This is a genomic window from Cupriavidus sp. CuC1 (genome assembly GCF_044627735.1).
Lineage (GTDB): Bacteria > Pseudomonadota > Gammaproteobacteria > Burkholderiales > Burkholderiaceae > Cupriavidus > Cupriavidus ulmosensis.
Map to the genome: position 1 here is coordinate 1 of NZ_JBIUHC010000030.1, position 22328 is coordinate 22328.

24 protein-coding genes and 1 pseudogene are annotated in these 22328 nt (G+C 57.2%); 9 read left to right on the forward strand and 16 right to left on the reverse strand.

The window, feature by feature from the left end:
- Positions 1–377: 377 nt before the first annotated feature.
- The 13 genes from ACGLHR_RS15220 to ACGLHR_RS15280 form a co-directional block, all read right to left on the reverse strand.
- Positions 378–1265, reverse strand: coding sequence for a hypothetical protein (locus ACGLHR_RS15220; RefSeq protein WP_400094869.1), 888 nt, complete (start codon positions 1263–1265; stop codon positions 378–380).
- A 55-nt stretch (positions 1266–1320) separates the two neighbouring features.
- Positions 1321–1842, reverse strand: coding sequence for a hypothetical protein (locus ACGLHR_RS15225; protein WP_400094870.1), 522 nt, complete (start codon positions 1840–1842; stop codon positions 1321–1323).
- A 74-nt stretch (positions 1843–1916) separates the two neighbouring features.
- Positions 1917–2288 (reverse strand): Rap1a/Tai family immunity protein, encoded by a 372-nt coding sequence (locus ACGLHR_RS15230; RefSeq protein WP_400094871.1) that lies wholly within the window; start codon positions 2286–2288, stop codon positions 1917–1919.
- A gap of 70 nt (positions 2289–2358) precedes the next feature.
- Positions 2359–3006: a hypothetical protein gene (locus ACGLHR_RS15235; RefSeq protein WP_400094872.1), complete on the reverse strand. Its 648-nt coding sequence runs from the start codon at positions 3004–3006 to the stop codon at positions 2359–2361.
- A gap of 17 nt (positions 3007–3023) precedes the next feature.
- Positions 3024–3296: a hypothetical protein gene (locus ACGLHR_RS15240; protein WP_400094873.1), complete on the reverse strand. Its 273-nt coding sequence runs from the start codon at positions 3294–3296 to the stop codon at positions 3024–3026.
- 185 nt (positions 3297–3481) lie between these two features.
- On the reverse strand, positions 3482–3619 hold the full coding sequence (locus tag ACGLHR_RS15245) for a hypothetical protein (RefSeq protein ID WP_400094874.1): 138 nt from the start codon (positions 3617–3619) through the stop codon (positions 3482–3484).
- A gap of 797 nt (positions 3620–4416) precedes the next feature.
- Complete coding sequence (locus tag ACGLHR_RS15250; RefSeq protein WP_400094875.1) at positions 4417–4806, reverse strand: hypothetical protein; 390 nt, start codon at positions 4804–4806, stop codon at positions 4417–4419.
- 125 nt (positions 4807–4931) lie between these two features.
- On the reverse strand, positions 4932–5627 hold the full coding sequence (locus tag ACGLHR_RS15255) for a hypothetical protein (protein WP_400094877.1): 696 nt from the start codon (positions 5625–5627) through the stop codon (positions 4932–4934).
- A 242-nt stretch (positions 5628–5869) separates the two neighbouring features.
- A complete protein-coding gene (locus ACGLHR_RS15260; protein WP_400094878.1) occupies positions 5870–6148 on the reverse strand; it encodes a hypothetical protein in 279 nt (92 codons plus the stop codon).
- 11 nt (positions 6149–6159) lie between these two features.
- Complete coding sequence (locus tag ACGLHR_RS15265; RefSeq protein WP_400094879.1) at positions 6160–6321, reverse strand: DUF6726 family protein; 162 nt, start codon at positions 6319–6321, stop codon at positions 6160–6162.
- Between the two features lie 32 nt (positions 6322–6353).
- On the reverse strand, positions 6354–6638 hold the full coding sequence (locus ACGLHR_RS15270) for an HU family DNA-binding protein (protein ID WP_400094881.1): 285 nt from the start codon (positions 6636–6638) through the stop codon (positions 6354–6356).
- Between the two features lie 775 nt (positions 6639–7413).
- Positions 7414–7752 carry a hypothetical protein gene (locus tag ACGLHR_RS15275; RefSeq protein ID WP_400094882.1) on the reverse strand — a complete coding sequence of 113 codons (339 nt, stop codon included), beginning with the start codon at positions 7750–7752 and terminating at the stop codon, positions 7414–7416.
- Between the two features lie 870 nt (positions 7753–8622).
- Entirely contained in the window at positions 8623–8964 is a 342-nt protein-coding gene (locus tag ACGLHR_RS15280) for a hypothetical protein (RefSeq protein WP_400094884.1), read from the reverse strand.
- Positions 8965–9717: 753 nt separating this feature from the next.
- On the opposite strand from ACGLHR_RS15280, the gene ACGLHR_RS15285 reads away from it, so the two are divergent.
- Positions 9718–10533 carry an oxaloacetate decarboxylase gene (locus ACGLHR_RS15285; protein WP_400094886.1) on the forward strand — a complete coding sequence of 272 codons (816 nt, stop codon included), beginning with the start codon at positions 9718–9720 and terminating at the stop codon, positions 10531–10533.
- Positions 10534–10578: 45 nt separating this feature from the next.
- On the opposite strand, the gene ACGLHR_RS15290 is transcribed toward ACGLHR_RS15285, so the two are convergent.
- Both ACGLHR_RS15290 and ACGLHR_RS15295 read right to left on the reverse strand, forming a co-directional pair.
- The gene (locus ACGLHR_RS15290) at positions 10579–10902 is read right to left on the reverse strand and encodes a DUF3470 domain-containing protein (RefSeq protein WP_400094888.1); all 324 of its coding nucleotides are present in this window, start codon (positions 10900–10902) and stop codon (positions 10579–10581) included.
- Between the two features lie 60 nt (positions 10903–10962).
- On the reverse strand, positions 10963–11379 hold the full coding sequence (locus tag ACGLHR_RS15295) for a cupin domain-containing protein (RefSeq protein ID WP_400094890.1): 417 nt from the start codon (positions 11377–11379) through the stop codon (positions 10963–10965).
- Positions 11380–11630: 251 nt separating this feature from the next.
- Between ACGLHR_RS15295 and ACGLHR_RS15300 the strand changes: the two genes are divergently transcribed.
- The 5 genes and pseudogenes from ACGLHR_RS15300 to ACGLHR_RS15320 all read left to right on the forward strand — a co-directional run bounded on the left by ACGLHR_RS15300 (position 11631) and on the right by ACGLHR_RS15320 (position 16917).
- On the forward strand, positions 11631–12968 hold the full coding sequence (locus ACGLHR_RS15300) for an MFS transporter (RefSeq protein ID WP_400094891.1): 1338 nt from the start codon (positions 11631–11633) through the stop codon (positions 12966–12968).
- A gap of 79 nt (positions 12969–13047) precedes the next feature.
- A complete protein-coding gene (locus tag ACGLHR_RS15305) occupies positions 13048–13794 on the forward strand; it encodes a helix-turn-helix domain-containing protein (protein ID WP_400094892.1) in 747 nt (248 codons plus the stop codon).
- 67 nt (positions 13795–13861) lie between these two features.
- Positions 13862–14500: a DJ-1/PfpI family protein gene (locus ACGLHR_RS15310; RefSeq protein WP_400094894.1), complete on the forward strand. Its 639-nt coding sequence runs from the start codon at positions 13862–13864 to the stop codon at positions 14498–14500.
- 733 nt (positions 14501–15233) lie between these two features.
- A pseudogene (locus ACGLHR_RS15315) lies at positions 15234–15850 on the forward strand (DNA-3-methyladenine glycosylase I).
- A 95-nt stretch (positions 15851–15945) separates the two neighbouring features.
- Positions 15946–16917 carry a LysR substrate-binding domain-containing protein gene (locus ACGLHR_RS15320; protein WP_400094895.1) on the forward strand — a complete coding sequence of 324 codons (972 nt, stop codon included), beginning with the start codon at positions 15946–15948 and terminating at the stop codon, positions 16915–16917.
- A gap of 29 nt (positions 16918–16946) precedes the next feature.
- Here the strand turns inward: ACGLHR_RS15320 and ACGLHR_RS15325 are convergent, their stop codons facing one another.
- Positions 16947–17543, reverse strand: coding sequence for a TetR/AcrR family transcriptional regulator (locus ACGLHR_RS15325; protein ID WP_400094897.1), 597 nt, complete (start codon positions 17541–17543; stop codon positions 16947–16949).
- 1510 nt (positions 17544–19053) lie between these two features.
- Between ACGLHR_RS15325 and ACGLHR_RS15330 the strand changes: the two genes are divergently transcribed.
- From ACGLHR_RS15330 to ACGLHR_RS15340, 3 genes are all read left to right on the forward strand, one after another.
- Complete coding sequence (locus ACGLHR_RS15330) at positions 19054–20166, forward strand: alkene reductase (protein WP_400094898.1); 1113 nt, start codon at positions 19054–19056, stop codon at positions 20164–20166.
- 196 nt (positions 20167–20362) lie between these two features.
- Entirely contained in the window at positions 20363–21007 is a 645-nt protein-coding gene (locus tag ACGLHR_RS15335) for a glutathione S-transferase family protein (RefSeq protein ID WP_400094900.1), read from the forward strand.
- A 94-nt stretch (positions 21008–21101) separates the two neighbouring features.
- A complete protein-coding gene (locus ACGLHR_RS15340) occupies positions 21102–21848 on the forward strand; it encodes an SDR family oxidoreductase (protein ID WP_400094902.1) in 747 nt (248 codons plus the stop codon).
- Positions 21849–22328 lie beyond the last annotated feature (480 nt).

Below are 22328 nucleotides of genomic sequence, written 5' to 3' on the forward strand. Positions count from 1 at the left end.
GCCGTTCCCCCCGCTTCAGGCCCGCTGTCCCATCATCACCATCGCGGCCGACATACCTACCGGCGTCGCTTCACCCCCGCATTCCTGAAGCCTACCGAGCACTTCATCTCGCGCTCTGCGTGGTCATGTTCATTCCCATCGCAGCGCGAGACAAACACTGTCGTTTCACCTCGATTAGCCCGGGATGTCGGCCCTCAAATAGCGCGGGACGTAACAGCAGGTGGCGGCCTTCGTCATCTTTCCATTCCTTAAGTGTGACCGGACGGCCGTCAATCGTACCGTCGAAAATTGGTTTCCAGTTATCCATGGGTTGTCAACTTTTGTTAGACGCTGGCTACCGGCCAGCCTCGGGCGCACGGGGCGCTTTTCCTTGTGGTTCAGTCACCCTCATACTGGCCGGCCATGCGCTCAGCAGTCAGATGCCACTTCCTTACCAGTGCCGCCGCCGTCGGCTGCGCGGCCATGACTTGTGCCGCCTCGGGAAAGAGCGCCACATAGTGATTCGCGAAGTAGCCCATGAGGACACATGCAGTACTCACAGACGTGGCGGCCATGGTGGCTTGCTGGGCGAGATCGCGCGCATCACGGATCTGCAGTATGCTCAGCCAGCTCGCATGCGAGTAGCCGCACAGATAGCTGTAGAGATCGCGGATTTGCGCGGGGTGAAACCCGGCCTGGACGCCGATCGCTGCCCACGCCCGCCCCGCGCGCCAATCCCCATTCAGGAACGCCTTGCGGTCTTTCGCAGGATGTTGCGCCCACCTGCGATGGGCTTGCATCGCGGCGCGTAGCGTCTCGATGGCCGCCCTTTCGTCCGCCAACTTCTGCCTGTTTTCGGCCTTGCGCGCGCTCGCCCGCAGCTTCTGCCGGTCCAGCAGGCCCGCGCAATGCCACGTCAGGTGACGAAATTCCCGCAGGTCGGGATCGCTACAGCCATACACATGTGCAAACGTCAGATAGGTCTCCAAGGCTGCCCGCGCCAGAATCAGCACCGAACTATGGTCGACGTGCGACGCCGAACCCTGGGGCATCACCACCTCGACAGGCTGCACCAGCACGTGCAGCGACGCGAGGTGATAATAGAGCTTAAGCGCCAGCACCTGGGCATCGTTCATCCACAAGTGGCCGACCGGGATCACCCTGTCGGCCTGAGACTCGATCAGCTGCACCGTCAGGTGCAGCAACGTCCGGGAATCGCTCGATCCCACCTGCGTGACAGCTGCGTTGCCGTCCGCCCCCACGCACGGTGCAGTCAGTGGATCCATGTTGTTCGCTTTTTCCTAGTCGTTCCGAACTGCATCAATACAGTCACCGATTGAATTATCGTGCCACGCACAGGATCTTTAGCAGTCGCGCGCCGTTCCCTTCCGGAGGGATGTACCTCCAATCGCCCGGTTTGTCGCTGGAGCCGCGCTTGCCGCCAGTTTGAAATGAAGTGCTTAACTCTCGAATCATGCGTCCCCGGCAGTCGAGTTCGTAAAATATGCTGGCTTGTGGATCCAAGCTACCGATGTCTGCTGTGACTTCGTATTGCGTGACCGTCAAACGTTGGTCGGCGTCAACCGTCTCCACCGTTGCGAACGGCGGTACGTATTTGCTCCCGACCTTCTGAGCAGTGTTCTCCAGGATCTTGCCGCCGAAGGCCTTTTGGATATCGACGCTATCTAGGTCCTTTTCACGGAGGCACTTTGCCCACACCCTCACGTGAGCGTTGGGCATCTGTGTGATCCCCGTTGCGTCGTAGAAGCACCATGCTCGCTCATATAACGATGTGCCGCCATATAACTTCCAATCGACGCTCGGTGGTTGCGCGAAGGCCCCACGCACGACGATGAGCAGCAATGCCGCGCTACAGCAAGCAGCGCGATTTCAACCGTTTCTTTAGATAGCGGTTCATGTGCTTTTCCTCGGTGTTTCTACTGGCACGGAAAGGCCTTCGACAGAGCGATAAGCGCTTCCGTGCGGCCGCTCTGGTGAAGGCCATCCGGATTCTCACGCAGCCATTTCACCACTAGCCGGATGGCTTGGTCGTTCGTGATACCGTTTGGCGGAAGGCAAATGGCTTGCTTCCCATTGACCTTTGGCGGTGTCATACCAACGGCGTCGAGGAATCCAGCAACATATCCGATGCACCAAATAGATTCCGCGCTCTCGTCCACGGAGATCGTGATGCCGTCCTGCTGCTTGACCACCGCTCCACATGAACGCAGCAGGTCGGCGCCAGTCGGAGCGCTCATTGCCACTCCGCTCACGAGAGCCAGAAGAAGCGAGAGAATGTGCTTTCTCATTGCAATCTCCGTATGCTGTCTTTTCCTATGCGACCGTATCGTGTTGATAGGAGGCCTGTGTGCCCAGGATCTAACCCGAATTCAGCAAATGCATCGAGCGACGGTCAAGGTCGCTCGGCCACCAGCGCATGCGCAGCCGGTGCCAAATGTTTGGCCAGCTATTGAAAATCAATCGGTCCAGCAGGTATTCCGCAAGCGTGCCGTGTTCGACACATAGGTCCCACGCCTGCTGCACTCGTTCTGCACTTCGCTGCACCACGGGCATCGCTGCGGGAACATTGGCCGCAGGCATCGGCGCCCGCGAGCCATTGAGCGCGGCGGCAAATTGCTGCAGAAGTGCGTCCAAGTCCTTGTGCCTCATCCGACAGTGCATCAAGTGTGCGCTTAGTCGCGCATCGAGGTCGGATACCTGAGTCACGGCTACACCGTCAGGAAGCGCTGACAACGTCGGGCGCAGTTGTGCAAGACGCTCCGCACGCCACTGAGGTCGAGCCCACTCTCCGAGCGGCGGATCGATGGATTGCAACGCCCGTTCGAGTGCATCGTGGGTGGCTCTTAGTTGTTGCGTGTCGGGGAGCAGCGCAGAGGCCATCACCCAGCGCTGGCGGCGCACGGTCAGCGCTGCAACGATCAGCGCGCCGACTACGCCCATGAGGCCGCCTATGAATGAGCCGACGAGCGTCTGCCAGTGATCGAGCAAGGTCACAACGTCTGCCATGTTTTTCCTGACCGTTCTCAACTACGCGCGAACCACATGGGAACCTTGTCGCCTGGCTCGCGCAGATTTTCAAGCATGTAGCCGCAGAATTCATTTGCGGCCTCTACTGCTGTCATGTCGTTTGGAATGCGGTCGCTCGCATGAAGCGCATCGTGAAGGGTGCCCATGGTTCCCGTAGCAGAAAAGATATGCCGCTTCTTCTTCGCCTCCTCGGGTTCAAGTGCGAGGTTGACTGCGTTCGCTAGCATGATCGTTTGTACCGCCCACAAAAACTGCTCTTGCTTCGACATAGGCTCTCCCTGTTCTTCGATTTCACTCACTCCGGGAGAGATCGGCCATCGAAGCACGAATCCAACCCGTCCATTGACCGTCCAGTCTCAACCAGAAGGGGCGTTCAGTCACTATCCCGTCGCCCTCTTGGACGATCTCAACGATGATCCATACACCGTTCGTTTCCTTCGTCCCTTGTTGCGCCTCAGTGCCGGAAGAGCATCGCAATCGCAAACACAAAGGCAATGACGATCACGCAAGCCCAGAATTTCTGCATGCCGGGACTGGATCGATTGATCTCCTCGGCAAGATGACTGCGTCTGCGGTACTTTCTGCGCGCCATTGAGTTCTCCAGTCAGGTGTCGTGCCCGTCAACCGCAATTCTGCCGGGCTGGGATGGGCCTGCGCCCCTACCAAAGAGGTGACCATCCGAGAGACCTCCCTCGGTTAGCGTGCTTCCGCTTTGCATCACCGCTCCGGCCACGCTCTCCGCCCGCGTTATCGCGCGAGGCAATATTGATGGCAATACAGATGAAAAATTGCTCGATACCATGTCGCCCCTCTTCCTATGAACTTACATCAGATCGAAAGGTGAAAGTACCCCGGACAGTCCTCCATTCTCGTCGTCCACAAGCCACAATGTAGGCAGGTTTTGGTTTACATCATCGAGTAGGCCTGCGACGTCATCGTCAGGCTTGACGACACGGGCATTTACAAGAACGAGGGGGCCGTCCTCACTGACACAGCATTTTCGATTGACGTGCCTAGTGCCATCTTTCTCTGGGGGCCGCCGCGGGGAAGAAGCTTTGGCATGGAAACGTCGGGGAGCAGCTTCCACTGGCCCCCGATTCTGACTGGAAGATACGTGAATGAATTCATCAACATGAGCCTGCCGTGCATAGGCAACAGGCTGCCACGGATGTACGGTCACCGTGCCTCTGACCATGAAGTCTCTAACCTTTGTACGAGCCACCTGCTGTTCTTGCATTAACGCCTCCTCAAGCCCAATGCATAGTCCGATTGCCGTCGCCGTAGCGTGACGCGGCGGCAAGTGCCGCATATCTCGCTGTCCGAAGACTGTCTCTGTAGTGGAGACGCTCCTCCCATCTCAGGGGCGGTGGCATTGTTTTCCTTTGTCTGTCAGAGGATTGCGCCGACGCGATCGGATGTTCCGAACCTAGCTTCGAAGGAAGCCGCCTGATCCGGCGGCACCGCGATAGGTAAAGAGCGTAGTCCGCGGTCCCGCAACCAGGCGAACCGGTGACGACCATCAGTGAATGAAACCCGCCGTTCGTCATCTAGACAGACGGTCGGCATAAAGACGAACTCGGCGTTGGAGAAGAACTCACCGAAGTGCTCATACCTGCCGCCATGCTTCGATCCGACACCACCTGCTGAAATGTAGTCCCCGGTCTTGCGCCATTCCGCCTCCAGAGCAGCAACGGAAATCCAGATCACCGGGTAGGGTGGGACATCCCACCCATCCCCGTTCGGCTGTTGCCCCCACACGATATTCAGAAGGTCCGCCATGGCTTGCTTTTCCTATAGCCAATCATTCATGCGCGCCGTCTCTGCTCACGTGGTCACAAGTGCCGTGAGGCAAGCCCTTGTTGGCTGATGGGCTTTCAAGGCCGCGCGTGTCGTGCGCGTGCGTATTACCAGAGGTCCAGTCGGCGGTGATCATACCGCCCCATGTAGAACTCGGTCAGGTCGTAGCGCGCCTCCAGCACGTCGCTCCACCACGCCGACACTTGGTCGTCGCCGGAGGTCACCGAAGGCGCAGGGGCTGCATTCCACCCATCCGGCCATGCACGGTGCCAGCCATCGCCGCCCGCCCGGATGTACTTTACGATCTCTCGCAGCGCATCCGTCACCCGCAATTGAACATTCACTGTATGCGCATACAGCGAGCTCAGCGGGTGATCGCCCGCTTGCAGCCCGTTACAGTCCCGCACCAGTTGTTCGAGCAGTGACATCACACTGTCCGTGAAGGCGACTACGCGCCTATAGTCCATCTGTGGCGCGACCTTGCGGAGGCGCGCACAGAAGCTTCTTGTGTTGGACACGGACGTGCGCCAAGGAATATTGGCATCGGGCATCGGATGGAGTGCCACGTTCACCAAGTGCTGATGGGCGTCGTACTGCCACTTCTTCAGCATGCCGGGTGGGAACCGCGGCGACAGCACGTCCACGAGCGTTGCGCAGCCCATGCACAGCCACGCACCATTATCGTAGGCCCGAAGTTGCGCCCGGGTCATCGTATGGTCTGGGCGCGGACCACCCTCCGAAGCCGCCGCATCATGCGCTGCGGCGCCAAAATGAACGTATTTTCTCGTGGTGATGTCGAACACGTGTGTGAGCCGATTGCAGCCTGGCCGTACACAGTGGTGATTAGCCGCGCTCGCGAGCGAGTCCTTTACTCCGGGCGTGAAATCGGCCCGCTTACGTCTGGATGTATTCCGCTCCATCACCCACTTTCCCGTTCTCAAATTCACTCATCTGCCAGGCAGGTAGCCCGGCGCACGCCAGGATGACGGTGGCCAACCGTGGCCAGCCAGCCGGCGCACGCGCGGGAGTCCGACATTGCCTTTTCCTACATGAGATCGATGTTCAGTTGGAATCCAATCTTTCCAACCTCAGGACCGAATGCCGGCTTGGCATACCTATTGAGAATGGGAGCGAACATCACCCCGTTCTCAGTACGCAGCTCTACCGCGCCGTGCTTCAGCAGGTACGCAAACTCGGCCGCTGAAACGACGCTCTCGTCCGTAACATATTGAACACCAGCCTTGTTCCAGCCGTTGCTAAGCAACTTGGCGAGAATCGCCTTGGAGGCGGCATCAAGCGGCGCCGTTGAAATCCGCAGACTCATCTTCTTCCTTGCTAGTCGATTTCTGCTGCACAGCCGTCTGCTGGGGCGGCAGCTACTCCACCTATCGCGGGGATCATTTTCAGACCGGCCGACGCGAAACGGCATGGCGCAGCCATGACACCACAGCCAGCCAGGGACGCCGCTAGCGGCAGCAGCACAAGCAAACGCTTCATCCTATTCAACCTTTTCCGGCAAGGCTCGGAGATTACTTCGAGCCAGTGGCCACTGCTTCCTTGAAGGTCTTTCCAGCGGTGAAAGTGGGAACAGTCGTTGCGGCGATCTTGATGATTTCGCCCGTCTGAGGATTGCGACCGTCACGCGCTGCCCGCGCGGAACTCTTGAAGGTGCCGAAACCCGGTACCGTAACGTCGCCTCCAGATGCAACTGTGCCCTGGATGATATCTATGCAGGCATTCACGGCGCGCTCGGCATCCACCTTGGTGAGGTCAGTCTTGTGGGCGATTGCCGCAATCAATTCGGATTTGTTCAACTTCCTTCTCCTGGAGTGGGGTGACTTAATTGGACGGCTCACGGTCGCCGCCGATAGCGGCAACTATCAGCCAATCTGTAGTTGAGGGACACATCGGCAAGTCTAGTACCAGGGTCGCGCAAGAAACAATGGCTTACTGGATCATTGTACGTTCGTATTTTTGAGGGCGAGTGACGAAAATCCGCCACAGAATGGATTCAGTAGCGGAGTAGTCGTGGAGGCGAGTTGCAAAAATACAACATGACATTGACTCGACGCCGCATCCTACTTGGCGCGGCGCGCGCACGACTTGTGTCGCACTCTATTGTTTCGTGTCCAACTCTATTGTTTGTTCACAAGCGTCTGAATCGTACCGAACAGTGCATCGTCGATCATCTGCCTTTCCTATGTTCCAGAGGTGCTGGTCTCTGTTGCCCCGGCAAAATGCCGCGACGAAGCTAGCTTTCCCTCCAATGATCCGATGATCAAGACGTGCCGCAGTCTGAAGTCCGGATCGCCTGAGACCGTCAAGAGCCGTTGTGCAAGTAGCGCGGCACACAGCTTCTGGTCATCCTCATTCAAGTCAGCGGTGTCGAAGCTCGCCCCTAACAACTCGCAGACTGACAGAAACGGCGCGATTTTTGTCCCCCGAAAATACGACGTGCGTCGGATTGATTCGAGCAGCGCACGGTTCGCAGGAAGATGGCAGATGCGATCTACAAATGCTTGATCCCGATGCTGGCCAACGATTCGGCTTTGACGGCGGCGAGGAACCACCAGTTCTTCAACAGACCAATCATGGCTTTTCCGAGTTACCAGCGCCAGCCATCATGCGCGCAATCTGCGGCCCAAGCGGCCGCCAGAAGCCAAGCGAACGCGTATCAAATCCAATTTGGTGCGCAGCGAGTATCGCGTCGTCCAGCGTCAGAAATGAGCAGGGCTCATGACGCCCTGACTCCGCAGTTCGGAGCGGGGTAACTTGCTTACCGCCGGCAACCATGAGGGCAAGGGACCATGCGCCATTTACCCGCATGACCGTGAAATCATCGATCAGGCCGCCTCGAAACATTGCTCGTGCCTGGTCCATCGAGAACGTTTCGACCGGCTTACTACTTTCGGAACTTTTCTGTGGCATTTGTATATCTGGCTTTTCCGTGCTGTTATCGTGGGTCGCGCATCACTACAAAGCCCGGATCGCAGTGATCGCGGCCCGCATCCTTGGCTTTCTCTTCCGTGTCAAACGTGCCTGCATCGGCCAAGTTATCCGTGTAGCCAACGTCGCCATCCTTTGGGCAGAGATAGTCGTCTCCGATGCGGTGTGAAGGAACAATGGAGTTTGACACATGGTGCCCCATAAAATCAGGAGTTTGGCGACACACGCGCACTCACTTCAGAGAAATAGAGTTCGACACAACCTGCTAGCGGCAGGGCGCCATCGAATCCCTTGGCTTGCATCGACGATTGGTGCTCCGTCTGACGCGACCGGCCATGTCGACCCAAAGGAGACGCTGACGTAGCCACCCAGGCGGTTGCGAAGGATCTATTCGTCAGACGCCAATAAGCGGACACGTCCTTGAAGAAGAACCTCGCAGAGCGGGTCGGACGACATCCGCCCGTCCCAATACGCCTGCACGTCCGATATTGACTGGCTATATGAAGCTTCGGGGCGGATACGGTCTAGCAGAGTCATATCGGCGATGAAGGATGTCCCTTCTAACAACTCGACTCGGCACAAGAGCTCGCCAAGTCCATGCCTTTGTCGATACTTGTCAACGGCCTCCCTGCTCAAACACGCGAAAATCGATCTCGTTCGGATTGGTTTTTTCGGCCCATGGGCCTTGCGGACCGTTTCGTAGAGGAACTCCCAAAACCGAACGGCTACGACGTTGTTAGGGACCTCCGACAACGCAGAGGCACCTCGCGCAAGCTTGACAAAACGATCCGTAACGTCGTGATTTCACTCCAATGAATCAAAGTTCGAGCGACCACCAGGTCGCTGCCCTGGTCAGACAACAAATCCGTCCGAGTACATGTCCATCTTCAGCCGCGGCTCAGCGGACGGACCCGAACGGTCCATACCAGCGATGCTGTGCGTGCCGTCGGTGAACGTATTGAATTTGCCCTGACGAGCGCCATCACTGAAGACGTCAAACTTGCCCTGACGGGCGCCTTCGGTGAATGCATCAAATTTGCCTTGGTGCGCTGCGTGGGCACCTCCTTGGTCGTCTGCCCGATAGCAGTAGCCATAGGCTTCACCCGCCTTCCTGGTCGACGAACAGGCCTGGGCCGTGCCGGCCAGTGCTGCAACACCGAAGATGGCGAGGGTCAGAATTTTCTTGGCGTTCATCACGCACTCCTTACTTTGGACTGTCGAGTCCTCAGTCATGGAGAGGCTCAACTTGGGTCTACCGTAGATTAAGTGCCTCTTTAGGCATCATCTATCTATTGCTAGATAGATGATGAGGTCAAAAAAAAGCACTTGCCTGTACTGCGTGGGTTCGGGCGGGTTTCCTTGTGTCATCGCTGCCCTAGTCCGTGATCTGAATGGTATCTACTACTAGATAGATGTTCAAGGAAAACTTGGATGAATTGGATTTGGGCGAGGCGTGAAATTCAGTCTAGAAACTGTTGCGTCATCAACGATGATCGCCCTCGTTATATGCCTCAATTCCTCTGGAAGCTAAGCTGCAAACCAGATGCGGACTTATGGCCTGTCCTTGCAGCAGAGCTTCAATGAGCCAATTGTTTGGAAAAAGAGAACATTGCATACCCTTTTATGCGCTTGAGTAGGGCCGACCCGCAGCGCTACCGTACAGTCCGCTAGAGCTTTTCAGCCGCATTAGCGTCGACCCTTTGCTCCGTAAGGGTAAGCACTCTCATGCGAGTTGATGGCGATTGGCTGCTGCGCTGTTCTATCTTTCCCCATATCCCTGGCTCGTACTCCGCGAGCCAGGGTCTTTTTGTGGGGGAGCGCTCGCCACCTCGATGCAACTTGCTGTGAGCCAGTATGCTTAGCTCATCAACATACCCAATGACTTGTTGGACGCAAAGCCACGAGCGCCGAGCGGTAATTGGAGTCCCTGTTCAAGGAGCCAATGTCATGCCACGCACAATCGCAGAGAAGCGCGCCCTGTTTTGGACACTGCACGCTTCAGATTGTTTCTTGCTTCCCAACCCCTGGGATGTAGGCAGTGCTCGCTACCTTGAAGCACTCGGTTTCCGCGCCATCGCGACCACCAGTTCCGGCTTTGCATGGTCAACCGGACATGCCAACAATCACTTGTCACGGGATACGGTGCTCACGCATCTGGAGCAGATGGTGGCTGCCAGGGACTTACCAGTGAACGCGGACTTCGAGAACGGCTTCGGCAAAGATGCTGCCGGCGTGGCGGAAAGTGTGAAGCTGGCTGTTGCCGCCGGCGTCGCAGGGCTTTCCATAGAAGATTCGACTGCCGACGCGACGGATCCGTTACTTCCGCTGGACGTCGCTGTGGAACGTCTCAGAGCTGCCCGTCAAGCAATTGACGAGGTTGGCGGCGACACGATGCTGATAGGCCGCGCGGAAAACTTCTTTGTGGGAGTACCAGACTTGGAAGACACGCTCACGCGACTCAAGGCATATGCGGCAGCAGGCGCCGACTGTCTCTATGCCCCGGGAATAAAGACGCGAGAGCAGATCGCCGCGGCAGTCGCAGCAGTCGCGCCGAAGCCCGTCAATGTGCTGGTGGGCTCGAGCTCTGAATTCACATTGAGCGACTTCGCCGCTCTGGGCGTACGGCGCGTCAGCGTCGGCGGCGCTTTGGCGAGGGCCGCATGGGGCGGCTTCATGCAGGCTGCACAATCCCTGGCAAATGGTCGCTTTGACGGATTCACGGATGCCGCCACGGGCGCCCAGCTCAACTCACCGTTCACCTGACATTTCCTGACATTCAAAGTCGGAGTTGGTGCGCGCCCGCGAATCTCATAGTTTCAAAAACCTCCTCTTGTCGCTCGAGGAGGCCCAGGCCTCGGCATCAGGGAGCGGCTGTGGGGCAACGGTGACCAAAGGCCATTGCTTTGCCATGTGTTGGTTGATTTCGACAAACTCTTCCTCATGAGGAGCCAGGTCGAAGTCGCTCTTGATGGCCGAAACCGGACAGACAGCCTCACAGATTGAACAGTTGATGCACACCTCTGGATCGATAACCATGAAGTTCGGTCCCTGGTGGAAGGCTTGAACCGGACAAACTTCGATGCAATCTCCGTGGCGGCAATTGATGCAGGGCTCGGTGACGACATACGTCATGGTTACCTCCGAATAGGCTACCAGGGCAATCCACCTGGATCGCCCCACCCTCACCCGACTTCAGGACCCCTTGCGGAAACCCGCCGTACCAAAGAACACATTGGGCTTGCGATAGACAGCAAGCAGCAGGCAGCCTTCATCCGAATGCGTCTCGTGCAGCGAGCCAGGCTGCCGCCAAACGAATTGACCCGCGCGGCAGATGCCGTCGTGGTCGTAAAACGATCCCTCCAGGACATAGCTCTGCTCGATTTCTGGATGCCTGTGGAAAGGCAGAACCGCGCCCGGCTCCCACTTCAGCAGCACCGTCATCTCGCCTGCTTCGTCGTTGCGATACAGGACCTTCATGGAGATCTTCTCGAACTGGGAAGGCTCCCACTCAAGCGTGTTGGGGTCGACGTAGACGGATCCGCCGGCCGTCGGTTCCAGTTTGCCTTTGAGGCGTTCGGCGAAGTGCTTGTTCTCGGTCAGAGTTGTCACGACTGTCTCCTTGGTATGGAAGATGGGGAAAGCGCGCACGCGGAGTCTGCGATGCCGCCACGAATCAATGTAGTCAAATGTTTCCTTCCAGTCAACTCCAGCTTACGCGAAGTGGCCATTTATGGCGCTTAATGCCCATATGTTTCTCTCGTTTACCCTTGTTTGATTGAATATGTTTCCTTTTTGTCTACCATCAACGCGCAGGCAAAGGAAACCAGTGGCCTCAGGCTACGACGAACAGGAGACAAGGAATGGACATCTACAATTCCGATGCGGCGGGACTGGCCCCTACAGCTCCCCCCACCACAGGCACCAACAGCATGGGAAAGGTCGTGATGGCGAGCGTCATCGGCACCATGGTTGAGTGGTACGACTTTCTGCTCTACGGCACCGCTGCCGCCCTCGTATTCAACAAACTCTTCTTTCCGACGCTGGACCCGCTGATGGGCACCCTTGCGGCGCTGGGCTCATTAGCTGTTGGTTTCATCGCGCGCCCTCTTGGAGGCGTGGTTTTCGGTCATTTCGGCGATAAGATCGGACGCAAGACGATGCTGATGACCACTATGTTCCTGATGGGTAGCGGAACATTCGCCATCGGCCTGCTACCGACGTACTCTCAGATCGGCGTCTGGGCACCGGTGCTGCTGATTCTGCTGCGCGTTGTCCAGGGCATCGGGATTGGCGGTGAATGGGGTGGCGCGGCATTGATGGTCATCGAACACGCGCCGCGGGATAAGCGAGGTTTCTACGGCAGCCTTGTACAGATGGGCTTCCCCCTCGGGATGCTTGCCTCCACTGGAATCTTCGCTTATCTGTCGCGCATGCCTGATGCAGACTTTCTGGCGTGGGGCTGGCGCATCCCGTTCCTGCTTAGCGCCATACTGGTGGCTCTCGGCTTCTACATCCGGCTTAAGGTAACTGAGTCGCCTGTATTCGCGGCCGCAGCTGCCGACAAGAAAGAGGAGAGCCCGAAAATCCCGCTTTTCGAGGTCCTTACTAAGCATCGGCGTAACCTGGCGATCAGTATTGGGCTGAAGATCTGCGAGGTTGCTTGGGTCTATATCCTGACCGTTTTTGTTGTGGTCTACGGCACCACGGTTCTACATCTCCCCAAGACCGTAATCCTTGACGGCGTATTGCTCGGCGCCGCTCTCGAACTCTTCACAATTCCATTGTTCGGGTGGCTATCGGACCGTTGGGGCCGCCGCACGCTCTACTTCATGGGCTCCCTCTTCACCATCGCTGCAGCGTATCCGCTTTTTCTCCTGATCCAGACCGGCAACCCCGCCGTGATTGCTCTGACAGTCGCGGTCTGCATGAACATTGGCCATGGCTCGATGTATGGACCACAGGCGGCCCTCTTACCCGAACTCTTCGGCACCAAGGTTCGCTACAGCGGCTCCTCGCTGGGATGTCAGGTCGCGGCCGGCATTGGCGGCGGCCTGGCACCGATGCTGGCCACCGCCCTGCTTGCCAGGCAGGGACATTTCGTCGGCGTGGCCATCATGATCGCTGTGCTGGGTATCGTGACGCTGATTGCCACAGCGGCAAGCCCGGAGACCCATCGCGATAACCTCTACGATTCCTGAGCGAGCCGGTTCGGCACGGTCCGTGCCGTTCCATCTTGGGTGGGCTCGCAAATCCCGCATACAATCTCCGGAGGAAACCTTGCGTTTCCTGATTCCCATCTTGAACGGACGACCGGATTTGCGAGCCATGTCGGCAAAAGCCCTCCAGCAGAACACGACCCCTGCCCAAGAACCCCGAGCTGCTGCGAACGTGTCCCAGGACACCAGCGCAGCACAGGATGATGAAGAAGTCGTATGCCAGCGGTTGCGCATGGCACGGATAGATCACGGCCTCACGCTGGATGCCCTGGCTGAGAAGTCGGGCTTCACCAAAGGCTATCTTTCCAAGATCGAGAACGGCAAAAAGGCCCCTCCCATCGGCTCGCTAGCGCGCATTGCGCGCGCTATGGGTATGGAGCTCAGCTATTTTTTCACGGACCCCAATCCGACAGAAGCCGCGACCATTGAAGAGGTCGACCGCCCCGTTTCAGTGGTCCATCACTGGGAAAGGAAGCCTGTTGTCCGTGGTGGAAGTGCCTATGGATACGACTACGTGAGCCTGGCCCATAAGAAGCAGCACAAGCTGATGGATCCGTTCATGTTCACCTTCCCGTCAGCAACAGACCTGGACTTTTTCTTCGAACACAGTGGCGAAGAGTTCGTCTTTCTGCTCTCCGGCAAGGTGGAATTCGAGTTCAAGCTGAATGGCAAGCTCCAGCGCTATGTCCTGGAGGCAGGCGACAGTCTGTACTTCGAATCTGGCACGCCTCACCGTGGCCGCGCCCTCGAAGGCGATGCGCAAGCCATCGTCGTGGTGACGGAACCTTCCGAACCTAAAGCCAAGTGACTCAACTTGTGTTGCCAGTTGGGAAACTTTCCCCTAGAATTGGGAAACCTACCAACAGGAGACACCCATGCGCGCTGCCGTCGTCTTATATCCCCATGTTGAACCCATCGATTTGGCTGTTGTCGGCACCCTGTCGATGGCCAAGCGTGTGACAGACAAGCTGTCCTACTTCACAGTGTCCGAGAACGGTGGCCAGGTCGAGCTGCAGAACGGATTGCGCGTGGAAACCGATTTCTCATTTGCCGATGCGCCTGTGGCTGACGTCGTTGTCGTAACGGGCGGACCAGGCTGGCGCAAGGAGCTCGAGAACACGAAGATGCACGCGTTCCTCAAGCAGCGTCATGCTCGGGGCGAGGTAATTTCAAGCGTATGCACTGGGGCAATGATTCTCGGAGCATCGGGACTACTCGATGGCAAACGCGCGACAACTAAGGCACCTGTAGCCGACCCGGAGGAGTGTCCCATCACAACAATGGAACGCCTCTACTCGACGACAGACGCTGTCGAAGCGCTTGTCGTAGATGAGGGCGACATCGTGACGGGTGGTGGCGTGACTCTCGGGATCGACACGACGCTCTATCTGCTTGAGCGCTATCTTGGACCAGAGGTTTGCAGTGAGACCGCGCGGATCATGGAATACGGCGCCGCGCTTCGCGCCAATCGAAGCCGACTCCCTACGCTGAAGGCAGAGATTCTCGCAACGTAAAGCCCATGCATAGGCTCGCATGATGGAAACATCCCTCCCACGACGGGCTGGCGGTCATTAGCGAGTCACCTCACAGTCCGTCATGCCGTGACTTGACCCCACGGTATTTTCTTCCCCGACCGCGCAGTGAGACTGCGCGGCTTTCTTTGCACGACAGACATCCATGTATCTGCGGCGGTGGACGCAAAGCGCAACTGATAGTGGATGTGCTACAACGCCTAGCAAGGCTCGTAACGCGTCTCGCAATACGCCGTTGTAGCCCTGCGGCATCGGCGCTCGTTTGCGCGCTGACCACTGCACAAAGCAAAGCCTCACGCGCACACGACGCCCGACGTATTCGCAAGTGAGTCCACGAAGGAATGCGAGCGAACACAAGAACATCCCTCTGCAGTGATGTGATGTCAGGTTCACCGTCTGTACGGATGTGCCCAAGCGGTATCGTCACGGCTCCTCTAATGCAATAAACGAGATGTGCTGCCAGAGAAACGAGATTTTCTCGCGTTGCGCTTTCGATTCTCGATTCGACGGCGCCACATAACTCGCTCCTCATCGCCAGCAGCGCACATATCTGCATCAGGACGAACTGTATGGTTCGTTGACCTTAATGATAGTACCTGCTATCATTAAGATGTGCGGTGCCGGTAGTACTTTTAGCCTCCGACACCGCAGTTCGCCGGCGTGACCATGCAAGCTTTGGAAGGGTCTTGCGAGCTTGATCAATCAAGGAGGCGAGGTGGTGTCAAAGGCCGGGCTGCAGGCATCAGCTCGTTGCGATTGGTGCGGAGACTTGGAAGGCTCTACTGCCGCTATCACGACAAGGAATGGGGCTTCCCAGTTCGCGATGACAAGCGGATCTTCGAAAAGTCTGCCTGGAGGGATTTCAAGCCGGTTTGAGTTGGCTGACGATCCTTCGCAAGCGTGAGGCCTTCTCCGATTTCGAGATTGAGCATGTCGCTCAATTTTCCGAACGCGATGTTCAGCGACTGCTGGGAAATCGGGGCATTGTACGATACAGAGGAAAAATCGAGGCGGCCATTCATAACGCCAAATGTGCGCAGGAAATGCTAAGGACGGAGTCATCCTTGGCTGCCTATTTCTGGCAATACGAACCCGATCCGAGGAGCCGTCCAACACGCGTGACACCGGAGGTGTATCGCGCGATGACTACCAGCCCAGAATCTATTCGCTATATCGAAGGATTTACGAAAGCGCGCCTGGAAGTTTGTCAGGCCAACGAACATGTATGCCTTGATGCAGGCATTGGGCTTGGTGAATGACCACGTGGAAGGCTGCTGGGCCCGAGACGCAGCATTTCGCGCCCGAGAGAAATTCAAGGTCCCACATACATGACGACGCCCGACAGGTGCAGATCAGAAGAGTCTCCCCGATAGCGAGGTGACGGAGAGAACGTGTAAGGGTGAGGGAAGATGGACCGGTTACATGCCATGGAGGTGTTCGTACGCGTGGTAGAGGCTAATAGCTTCTCCCGGGCTGCGAACGTCCTTCATATCTCCCGTACCTCTGTGACGATGATCGTCAAGAATCTAGAAGGGCATCTTCGGGTGCCCTTGTTGCAGAGAACGACGCGCACCGTAAAGCTTACTCCTGAGGGAGAGGAATACTACGAGCATTCTCTGAGAATCCTGGCTGAGGTATCCGAAATGGAAGCCGTGATGGGAGGACCCGGAAATGGGCCTCGCGGCAAATTGCGCGTAAGCATGCCGGCCATCATAGGAAAATGGCTGGTCACTTCTCAACTGCAGCACTTCCATTCGACGTATCCGGACATAGCACTGACTCTGTCGTACTGTGACAGATGGGTGGACCTCATCGGAGAAGGTGTAGATTGCGCAGTCCAAGCTGGCGAGCTTGAGAATTCCAGCTTCTTAATTGGACGTCGCCTGGCTGATATGCAGAAGATCACCGTGGCGACCCCGGACTACCTGCGACGCCATGGGCATCCCGAAAACATCGAAGATTTGAAGAATCACCAGGCACTGCACTATGTGTCGAGCAGGACAAACCGCCCCACGGATCTGAGTTTTCGAGTGGAGGGCGAGCGCCTCGATGTGCCGATGATGGGCAAGCTCAGCTTCCACGACGTCGATGCATATGTCGAGTGTGGACTCACCGGCCTCGGGATATTGCAGCCTCCACGATTCATGGTCCAGGAGCACTTAAGCGTCGGTTCGTTTGTGGAGATTCTGCCGCAGTGGAAGCCAAGCTCACTACCCCTCTCGGCAGTCTATCCACAGAACCGCCATCTTCCTCCGAAGGTCAAAGTGTTCCTGGATTGGATCACCAAACTCTTCGAGCAATCAGACCTTTTCGCGTTGGAAGATAGGCCACGGAAGATACCGGCGATGGCGGCCTCCATGCCTGACTGCCCAGTCCCGAGAGATAGCAAGAGAGGCTAAGCAGTTTTCGATGGCGACGCTCCTTGGGCTTACTTCCTCTTTGGCGGCGGGAGTATCAGCTTTTTGGTTTCGACCGCTGCGGCATTAAGTATCTCTTTCGCGAGCTCGGGATTGGACGGATTAATAGCTCGCGCGATGGCCACTACCCCAGCCAAAGAGGTCACCAGAAACAGAGCCCTGCGACGCGCCAAAGCGGGAGAGAGCGTCTTGCGCAGCGAGAACTCCATTAGCTTGGCAATCTCCGCCGTGCCGTCTGCAAAGGCCGCCATCACGTTCTTCGGCTGACGTGCAATCTCACCCGCATAAGCAGCCAGGGGGCAGTTGACCGTCGGATCCTGGCTCAATGCATAGAGCAGATAGTCGTCTATGTAAGCCAAAGCGCCGTTGCGGTCGCCGCTTTCGGCTTCCCAGCGTTCGCAACGCGAGGCCAGGTCAAGTCGGCAAGCTATCGCCGTGAGCTCATCCTTGGTGGCAAATTGCCGATAGAACGCCCCCTGGGTCAGACCTGCTTTCGCGCTGATCTCCGCGACACTCGCGCCGTCGAATCCCTTCTCCTTAAGCAATAGTCTGGCGGCGTCGATCAGGGCGGCCCGGTTCTCGGCTACCTTTTCCTTGCTGACTTTCATGGTGCTGCCTCTTGTGCATCCACATCGCATGCGCATTTGCCATCGCGATGCAGTCGATGGACCGCAGAAGTCGGGTCCGCTGTATTGTTCAATTATACCAAACATTCTATTTTCAAAAAATGACTTGAGAAGACGATGGTTTATCCGCTACTGTCCTAACGTCAGGACGCGATTCGTTACGGTCTCTTTCCGGCACCTCTTACTCTCCGTGGAAATTGCCGGTTTCTTCATCGAAACGATCCAGGTTCGTTGGTTGCGTCCTGATTTACTCCTATCTTCTCGCCCTGGCCGCTCCCGCAGTCAGGGATTTTTTTTTGAGAGGAAGGATTTGCAGCGATCTCTCGGATGACGGAGTCAGTCGAACAGAGAAGAGCTCTCGGCAGTGGCGCCGATTGCAATGCAAAGCGTTTTTCAATCGCTCGCCGCAGGCTCTTAGCGATGGCGCTACACCGAATAAGCGCGGAGGTTGATTCTCGTTGCTAGGCCTGGCCCTGATCCAGTCTAGTTTGTCCTGCACAAACCACCAATAAACCAAGGTTACTGGCGCCCCCCTTCTCGACGGCACCAATCCGGCCCGCCGTCATCGCTACGCGGCCTGGACACATTGTTGGTACGTTCTGTCCAAAGCTAAATTGTTTCGTTGTGATAAATAAAGCTTTCAGCAGATTGAACTTGGGTTCATAACGCGAATAACGCTATTGTTATAATCGGTTAGGGCAAGATACGTTTCGATTTGGCTCATATGCCTTTTCCCTCCACCTGTCATCTGAGCTTGACCCCGTGTCGAAACTTGAATGGTGCTCGCTCGTCCTGACCTTTCTCCCCCCGTCCCCTGGGCCGAACCGAACCGGCGGTCCAGGGGTTTTTTTTGGTACCGCGGAATTAATAGAACGTGCGCTCCGGGAAATGCAGCATCCAATCCGATCGTTTCGTTTCAACCCACTGCTCGCAGAACACCCGATTTATCGGAATTGACTCAATGGACCCGAGTCCTGACTACGCGATTTGGTGTGAGATCCCGTCGCGGTGTAGCGGTCGGGCCTGCTGATTGCCCAATGGGCTCAATGAGCATCCGACGTCCGGTCATGCTAACCACCGGCAATGGCTGTCATCCGAGCCCGGGAGAGCGTCGCGGGCCGCGCACAGTTCATGCGTCTGCAAAGTCACAAATCGGCATATCCGAAGCGCAAACTGCTGATCTGATAGCCCCTAGGTATGCGCCAAAATACACAAACGTCCGACTGACGTCGTCGCTCCGCGGTGCCCGCCCGGTTCCTCAGCCATCTCACCACCCTGTGGGGAAATGTTTCCCAGCGCAGCCGGATACTGCTTTTCCGCTTCCATTCATACACTTGCATCACCGGGTTCGCGTTGGTCCGATTCACAACGGATTGGAAATAGAGGAGCCCAATTTCGAGCGGTGTTGATTTGCTTTACCGCATAAGCAATCGACGCTCTTTAGCTCTTATTGTTGATTCCGATTGACGTACTTTTAAATCGCGAGATTGTCATGTCCAAGCTTTTTTCGACTGTTAAGGTTGGTGCCTACGAGATTTCCCACCGCGTTGTTATGGCGCCTGTATCGCGTATGCGCGCAGCAGAAGGCGCAATCCCGACGCCGCTGATGGCAACCTACTATGGCCAGCGCGCCTCCAAGGGTGGCTTCATGCTGACCGAAGCTGCCGCGGTAACCATGGGCGGCAACGGCTATCTGGGCTCTCCCGGCATCTACGATGACAGTCAAATTGCTGGCTGGCGTCTCGTCACCCAGGCGGTGCATGCAAAGGGCTCCAAGATTTTCATGCAGCTCTACCATGCTGGCCGCCAGTCGCATGCCGAGCTCCAACCCGATGGCGGCGCCCCCGTTGGTCCGTCCGCAATCCCTCACAGCGGCGTTGCTCACATCCGTGGCGGCTGGGTTCCGGCCACGCCGAACCGCGCACTTGAGTTACACGAGATCGCCGACCTTGTGGAGAGCTTCCGTGTCGCCGCACAGCGCGCCGTGGAAGCTGGGTTCGACGGTGTCGAACTCTATGCGGCAAATGGATACCTGTTCGACCAGTTCCTCCAGGACGGCAGCAACAAGCGCACGGATGTCTATGGGGGTTCGCTCGAGAATCGCGCGCGCCTGCTGGTCGAAACGATTCGCGCTGTCCTCGATGTGGTTGGTGATGGGAAGCTTGGCGTGCGGCTGAGCCCCAGCGGGGTATTCAACGATGTGTCGGACTCTGACCCCGTCGCGCTCTTCACCTTCGTCGCGCGAGAGCTTGCCAATTTCGACCTGGCATACGTGCACATCATTGAGCCGCGCATCACGGGCGCCGGTGAAACGGAGGGCGCGCACCCGGATGCCATCGCGGCTCGGCATATCCGCAAGCACTACCCCGGCATCATCATCGCAGCCGGTGGATTCACCGGCAGCACGGCACAGGAAATCGTCGATGCGGGCGATGCGGACCTCGTGGCATTCGGTCGCCACTTTGTGGCCAACCCTGATCTGCCTGAGCGGCTGCGCAAGAACCTTCCCCTGAATGCTTATGACAGGGCAACGTTCTCCGGCGGTACGGAAGTAGGTTACACGGACTATCCGTTCTACGCCGAAGAAACGCAGGCAGCGGCCTAAGGCATCCGCATCGGGCCGCGAGGGCAGCTGTCGCGGCTGCCCCCTAACCCTGAAGGCCGCGGGGTAGATCTCCTGGTCGCTGCTCATTCGAGCGCTTGGATTGCGCAGACTCCCCCTGGGGCGGAGGGCAGCCAGGGCTTGTGAGCACGCTTAGCGATCGCACTGCTTCCCAACACCGTAAACCTAAAAACGAATCATGAGGATCTTCGATTTTCCCGATTTCCCGAACCCGCTTCGTGTTCGCATCGCGCTGGCTGAGAAGAATCTCGGCTCTCTGATCGACTTCGTTTTCGTCGATTTGCCCGGGGCCGAGCACAAGCAGGAGCCGTTTCTCGCGATAAATCCAGAAGGTACGGTGCCCGTTCTTGAGCTCGACGACGGCACCTACATCTCTGAATGCACCGCGATCATCGAGTATCTGGACCACTTGGAAGGTAAGCCGACGCTAACTGGAACTACGCCAAAGCAACGCGCAATGATTCACATGATGCAGAAGCGCGCAGAGCGTGAACTGCTTTACGCCGTAGGCCACTACTTCCACTACGGGACGCCAGGTCCCGGCCCTATCCTGATGCCGTACAAGCGTCCGGAATGGGAAGCTCGCACCGAGTGGGCGGGCTTCGAGCGTGACCGAGCTATGGAGGCCATGCGCTACTTCAACGACGTGTTGGCGAAGCAACCGTTCGTAGCTGGACACGAATTCTCGATGGCAGATATCACTGTGTGGTCGGGGTTGTATTTTGCGCGCGTCGCGAAGCTCGAAATTCCCACAGAGCTCACGGCCCTCATGGCGTGGCACATCGAAATGAGCCAAAGACCGTCCGTAGTTTCCCCGGCATGACAACCTAGCGGGCACGTTCTTCCACACCACACTACGTCCAATCTTTTGAACATCAATGACGCGCGTAAACCGCGTCTCACATCTGGAGCTTGAAATGAAACTGCAAGATAAAGTAGCATTCATCACAGGCGGCACCTCCGGTATCGGTCTGGAGACTGCGAAGTTGTTTCTGGTCGAGGGAGCGAAGGTTGCTATCGTTGGCTCCAATGCCGAGCGCCTCGCAGCCGCCGGCGAAGTGCTGGGAGGAAAGGCCCTCTCCGTACTGGCAGATGTCAGAAAGGTCGCGGATATCGAGCGTGCCGTCGAGGAAACACGTGCGAAATTTGGTCGTATCGACGTCGTATTTGCCAATGCTGGCGCAAGCACTGTAGCGCCGCTCGAAGCCATCACGCCCGAATACATCGAAAGCAACTTCGCGCTCAACTTCAATGGCGTGTTCTTCACCATCCAGAAGGCGGTGCCCTTCATGTCCAACGGCGGAAGCATTGTCGTGACCACATCGTTCCTCAACGAGGTGGGGATGCCTGGACTGTCCGTCCTAGCTGCCACGAAGGCTGCCACCCGGTCGCTCGTCCGCACACTCGGCGCGGAATTGGCCGGCAAGGGAATTCGTGTCAATGCCGTGAGTCCTGGCACTATTGCGACCCCGTTCTACGGGAAGATGGGCCTGTCCGAGGCTGATCTCCAGCAAGTTGCTGCGAGCCTGCAGGAAAAGGTGCCCCTCAAGCGGTTTGGTTTGCCCGTTGAGTTGGCCAAGGCAGTGCTCTATCTCGCCAGCGACGATTCTTCGTATACGAATGGAATCGAACTGGTGGTGGATGGTGGTCTGACGCAGGTCTGACGTAGTCGCGTCAGGAACATCGCCGAAGCCCTGGTTGCCCCTACGTCATAGTGAAATATGGGCGACCAGAGCACTCCTCCCTTGGCGATTGGCATTACCGCTCAACAGGGGAAGACTAGGATGGCCCGGACTTCGACACAACGCAGGTTTCGACTCTGCTGTTTCTTTGGCTTTCAAGTTTCGTACTGTTTCACGATACGGCTTACCGTGGCAATGCTGGCGACAACCGGCATGACGCAGTCCTACGCCGATCCTGCGGTCCATATAGGATTCGGACGTGACTACTCCGACAACTTCAACAAGCATGAAGTTGGGCTACTGTGGAACTGCGGTTTCGCCTGGGGCAATCTGCAGGGTTGGCAGACCACGTTGCATTGGGCCTTGTGCTCCATTCGGAGCTGGTCAGTCTCCACGTTGAACTCTTGCGTGGGTACACCCGACAGCATCTTTCTCTTACAATCATGCCATCGATCTTAAAGT

What these genes read in the sequence shown, in the direction of transcription:
- ACGLHR_RS15320 (WP_400094895.1), top strand. Translation starts at nt 15,946, where the DNA reads ATGGAGGTGTTCGTACGCGTGGTAGAGGCTAATAGCTTCTCCCGGGCT.
- ACGLHR_RS15275 (WP_400094882.1), bottom strand. Translation starts at nt 7,752, where the DNA reads ATGCCACAGAAAAGTTCCGAAAGTAGTAAGCCGGTCGAAACGTTCTCG.
- ACGLHR_RS15300 (WP_400094891.1), top strand. Translation starts at nt 11,631, where the DNA reads ATGGACATCTACAATTCCGATGCGGCGGGACTGGCCCCTACAGCTCCC.
- ACGLHR_RS15265 (WP_400094879.1), bottom strand. Translation starts at nt 6,321, where the DNA reads ATGAAGCGTTTGCTTGTGCTGCTGCCGCTAGCGGCGTCCCTGGCTGGC.
- ACGLHR_RS15230 (WP_400094871.1), bottom strand. Translation starts at nt 2,288, where the DNA reads ATGAGAAAGCACATTCTCTCGCTTCTTCTGGCTCTCGTGAGCGGAGTG.
- ACGLHR_RS15285 (WP_400094886.1), top strand. Translation starts at nt 9,718, where the DNA reads ATGCCACGCACAATCGCAGAGAAGCGCGCCCTGTTTTGGACACTGCAC.
- ACGLHR_RS15310 (WP_400094894.1), top strand. Translation starts at nt 13,862, where the DNA reads ATGCGCGCTGCCGTCGTCTTATATCCCCATGTTGAACCCATCGATTTG.
- ACGLHR_RS15235 (WP_400094872.1), bottom strand. Translation starts at nt 3,006, where the DNA reads ATGGCAGACGTTGTGACCTTGCTCGATCACTGGCAGACGCTCGTCGGC.
- ACGLHR_RS15340 (WP_400094902.1), top strand. Translation starts at nt 21,102, where the DNA reads ATGAAACTGCAAGATAAAGTAGCATTCATCACAGGCGGCACCTCCGGT.
- ACGLHR_RS15220 (WP_400094869.1), bottom strand. Translation starts at nt 1,265, where the DNA reads ATGGATCCACTGACTGCACCGTGCGTGGGGGCGGACGGCAACGCAGCT.
- ACGLHR_RS15245 (WP_400094874.1), bottom strand. Translation starts at nt 3,619, where the DNA reads ATGGCGCGCAGAAAGTACCGCAGACGCAGTCATCTTGCCGAGGAGATC.
- ACGLHR_RS15325 (WP_400094897.1), bottom strand. Translation starts at nt 17,543, where the DNA reads ATGAAAGTCAGCAAGGAAAAGGTAGCCGAGAACCGGGCCGCCCTGATC.
- ACGLHR_RS15280 (WP_400094884.1), bottom strand. Translation starts at nt 8,964, where the DNA reads ATGAACGCCAAGAAAATTCTGACCCTCGCCATCTTCGGTGTTGCAGCA.
- ACGLHR_RS15335 (WP_400094900.1), top strand. Translation starts at nt 20,363, where the DNA reads ATGAGGATCTTCGATTTTCCCGATTTCCCGAACCCGCTTCGTGTTCGC.
- ACGLHR_RS15240 (WP_400094873.1), bottom strand. Translation starts at nt 3,296, where the DNA reads ATGTCGAAGCAAGAGCAGTTTTTGTGGGCGGTACAAACGATCATGCTA.
- ACGLHR_RS15330 (WP_400094898.1), top strand. Translation starts at nt 19,054, where the DNA reads ATGTCCAAGCTTTTTTCGACTGTTAAGGTTGGTGCCTACGAGATTTCC.
- ACGLHR_RS15290 (WP_400094888.1), bottom strand. Translation starts at nt 10,902, where the DNA reads ATGACGTATGTCGTCACCGAGCCCTGCATCAATTGCCGCCACGGAGAT.
- ACGLHR_RS15250 (WP_400094875.1), bottom strand. Translation starts at nt 4,806, where the DNA reads ATGGCGGACCTTCTGAATATCGTGTGGGGGCAACAGCCGAACGGGGAT.
- ACGLHR_RS15260 (WP_400094878.1), bottom strand. Translation starts at nt 6,148, where the DNA reads ATGAGTCTGCGGATTTCAACGGCGCCGCTTGATGCCGCCTCCAAGGCG.